This is a genomic window from Puniceicoccaceae bacterium (genome assembly GCA_040224245.1).
GTDB lineage: Bacteria > Verrucomicrobiota > Verrucomicrobiia > Opitutales > JAFGAQ01 > JAKSBQ01.
On sequence record JBEGIR010000062.1, the window covers coordinates 1 to 3,166 of the forward strand.

Genomic DNA, 3,166 nt, shown 5'->3' on the forward strand with positions numbered 1-3,166 from the left:
GTCAGTGCAAATGATTCAGGATTTTGGATTCTCGAACTGGAACGACGCTCCGAATTCTCCCGAATTCGGCTACGCTTGACAGGGAGCTTGGGAGCGTGAGGAGGGAGAGTCCGGATTCTACCGATTTCGCTAGTGGAGGTGTAAAAAGGTTTTGTGTCCCCGACCCGTCGGGGTTTGTGCAGTCCTGATGGATCAGAGCGTTTTTGAGTTCGGCATCTGCCGAACGGTGTGTTGTGAATCCAGGATTCAGTATCTAATACAATCATTCGTTTGAAACCGGAACTGCAGTACTGTCAGGGATTGTGCGGTGTCAGCAGATGACATACCCAACGGCCCCGCAAACCACTTGCCAGTGAAAACGGAACTGCTCAAACTCAGAGGCATGAATGTCGGCATATACATCTACGAGAATGCGGAGGTCCTCGACTTCTCCGGCCCCTTTGAAGTCTTTGCAACGGCCTCCCGTCTCCACGATGGCAAAGCCCCCTTCGACACCTTTCTGGTCAGTGAAAACGGAGGAACTGTCACCGCACGTGCGGGATACCGTGTGAATGCTGCCTATAGCCTTCATAATCACCCCTCGCTCGACGTGTTGCTCGTCGTCGGGGGTCTGCACGAAGGCGAGCTGACGAAGCCCGGAGTCATTCGATGGATCGCCCAGCAAGCCGAATCTGCTCACCTCGTCGCTTCCGTCTGCACAGGGGCCTTCCTGCTCGCCGAAGCCGGCCTGCTCAGCGGACGCAGCGTCACCACTCACTGGGAAGACCTTCCCGACTTTCGCAAACGCTATCCCCACCTGGATGTTCGCGAAGGCATTCGCTGGGTCGACGATGGCAATCTTGTCACCTCTGCGGGCATCTCCGCTGGCATTGACATGAGCCTCCACCTCGTTGCCAAACTTCACATCTCGATCTTGCTGAACGCACTGCTCGTCAAATGGACTTCCACTGGACGCGCGAAGGCATCACCACCGCAAGCACCTCCAACCGATTCTGAGTGCATCCCGATATTTTTGCAGTGACTTCGATGTCATTCTCACTATCCTCTCATGCAAGGAAATGCGGGATGTCATCTTCATCCATGCGTTTGCTCCCAAGCTCCAAACCCATCCACAAGAACCTCATGAAAACCTTATTCTTGTTCCCCTTCATCCTGCTCACCATCGCACTGCCTGCGCAGGCCTCCCCAAACGTTGAATTCTACCGGGATTTTCTCGATCCGAATGCAGCTGACTATCCCCAACGCCGAGCGGAGGCACTCTCCAAGGCACGGTACCAGCCAAAAATGCAGAGTGATCGCATTCACGAATATGTCATTTCGAGTGACCTGGCCTACATGAGTACCGCCACCAGTTTTCGTGATCTGTGGAAGTTGAGATACCAGGCAAAGTGGGAGCCGGAAATCTTGCTGGCGGTAGCGGACACCGCTCGATTCTACATCCAGTATTGCGACACCGACATCGAAATGGGCTTTAGCCAAGATGTGGGGGTGCTACACCACATCCTGCAGCAATTGAGAGATTCCGATGGATTGAAAGCCAAATTGGCTTTTCGTGATCTAGCAGCAGCAATCCGAGAAGTGAAGAACAGGCGTGCGTTTGAAACGCGTCGGCAGGAGAATGAGAGCACGATCAAGACAGAGATGAACGAACAGATGTTGGACCTACGGGGAACGCTGGACCAAAATTTTCGTAAGGCGCTCATGAAAGCACTCATGAAAAGCGCTCAAAATCTGCGAAATCGCCTATGGCAAAGCCCATCCTTTGTCGGGTATGCCATACCACTGCACGCCAGCCACCACTCGGTTTGATCTGCTGCAGTCGGGCAACACGTCAAGCCCAACACCATCGCCTCATCTGTCTTCATCCAGAAATCCGTGGACCAAATGCTTTCTTTCTAAACCACAGATTTATTAGATGGGCACAGATGCGATTGACATCACCGATTACCCATCGCCCAACCCAACCCCGTTTTCGTCGAATCTGCCTCAAGGCATGCTAAGCGAACCCTGGGAACGTCCCTCTCCCAAGACTTGAGAGAAAGAGAAGAGTCCAAAAATCAACACGGGCCGGATACATCTGATCACGTTGTTCCACTGCCTCCAACAAGCTTTGCAATTGACTTGTCGATGCCATTCGCAGAGCCTCAATACGCTTACCCAATACCTCCAATGCACTCTTTTTTCCACGGCCACCCAGCAGCTTGTGAAACCCCAGGTAAGATTCAGTTTTTCTTCACACCCTGAGTAGGATCGATCCGGCCAGTTTCCAATCCCAAGGTGGCCGCCTTTTTCACTGAAATCCTCCTTTGGTTAGCGACATTCCATACAACTCCAGCCAGTGCTCCGTGCTGACCATCGCATAAGGCTTTCACGGTATGCAAAAGAATGAATTACACCTCTGAACTCAAACCAAAGGCGATCAAGGACCTGAGATCGATCCCGTTGAAGGAAAGGGAACGAATCTTGGCTCGTGTTGATCTGCTCGAAGACGGTTTGCAGGGTGACGTGATAAAACTCACAAATCACACCCCGGAATATCGGATGCGGAGTGGCAAGTATCGGGTATTGTTCGAGATTGAAGAACACAAAATTGTGATCTACCGTGTTTTGCATCGAAAGGAGGCATATTTATGAGTATTCATCCACAAGTCATTGAAAAAGATGGAAAAAAAGAATTTGTAGTCCTACCCTACGAAGAGTTTTTGGCGATCAAAGAGAATCTGGAGGATTACGAAGATCTGAAGGAATTGAGAGAAGCCAAGGCTGCGGAGGCAGATGCTCCGTCGACTCCTCTTAGCGATATTCGCGCTGAGCTGCTCTCCGATTAAGCATTTCCAGCCGCAGCTATCAACGCCTTTCGAGGCGATGGCAGGGGGTCAGACGCGTATGATAAAGATTTTTGTCTGTTTTTTGGGGTTTTCCCCGAATCCCCTAGTAACTTAGGATCTGCCTCAAGGCATGCTAAGCGAACCTTGGGAACGTCCCTCACCCAAGACTTGAGAGAAAGAGAAGAGTCCAAAAGACCACACGGGCCGGATACTTCCGCTCACGTTGAACCACCCCTCAAACAAATGCACGGGAATGAGAGAAATGAAAACAGTCAGTGCAAATGATTCAGGATTTTGGATTCTCGAACTGGAACGACGCTCCGAATTCTCCCGAATTC

At 51.3% G+C, this 3,166-nt stretch carries 4 protein-coding genes; all 4 read left to right on the forward strand.

The features are described from left to right. The first annotated feature begins 382 nt into the window (after nucleotides 1-382). On the forward strand, nucleotides 383-1,021 hold the full coding sequence (locus tag ABQ298_09805; GenBank protein ID MEQ9824667.1) for a DJ-1/PfpI family protein: 639 nt from the start codon (nucleotides 383-385) through the stop codon (nucleotides 1,019-1,021). A 101-nt stretch (nucleotides 1,022-1,122) separates the two neighbouring features. Next, nucleotides 1,123-1,809, forward strand: coding sequence for a hypothetical protein (locus ABQ298_09810; protein MEQ9824668.1), 687 nt, complete (start codon nucleotides 1,123-1,125; stop codon nucleotides 1,807-1,809). A 576-nt stretch (nucleotides 1,810-2,385) separates the two neighbouring features. Continuing rightward, on the forward strand, nucleotides 2,386-2,634 hold the full coding sequence (locus ABQ298_09815; protein MEQ9824669.1) for a type II toxin-antitoxin system RelE/ParE family toxin: 249 nt from the start codon (nucleotides 2,386-2,388) through the stop codon (nucleotides 2,632-2,634). Next, nucleotides 2,631-2,828 carry a type II toxin-antitoxin system Phd/YefM family antitoxin gene (locus ABQ298_09820; GenBank protein ID MEQ9824670.1) on the forward strand — a complete coding sequence of 66 codons (198 nt, stop codon included), beginning with the start codon at nucleotides 2,631-2,633 and terminating at the stop codon, nucleotides 2,826-2,828. The genes ABQ298_09815 and ABQ298_09820 overlap by 4 nt, the downstream gene beginning before the upstream one ends. Nucleotides 2,829-3,166 lie beyond the last annotated feature (338 nt).

Bases quoted from the DNA above. Each gene is read 5' to 3' on its own strand.
- ABQ298_09805 (MEQ9824667.1), top strand. From the start codon at position 383: ATGAATGTCGGCATATACATCTACGAGAATGCGGAGGTCCTCGACTTC.
- ABQ298_09810 (MEQ9824668.1), top strand. From the start codon at position 1,123: ATGAAAACCTTATTCTTGTTCCCCTTCATCCTGCTCACCATCGCACTG.
- ABQ298_09815 (MEQ9824669.1), top strand. From the start codon at position 2,386: ATGAATTACACCTCTGAACTCAAACCAAAGGCGATCAAGGACCTGAGA.
- ABQ298_09820 (MEQ9824670.1), top strand. From the start codon at position 2,631: ATGAGTATTCATCCACAAGTCATTGAAAAAGATGGAAAAAAAGAATTT.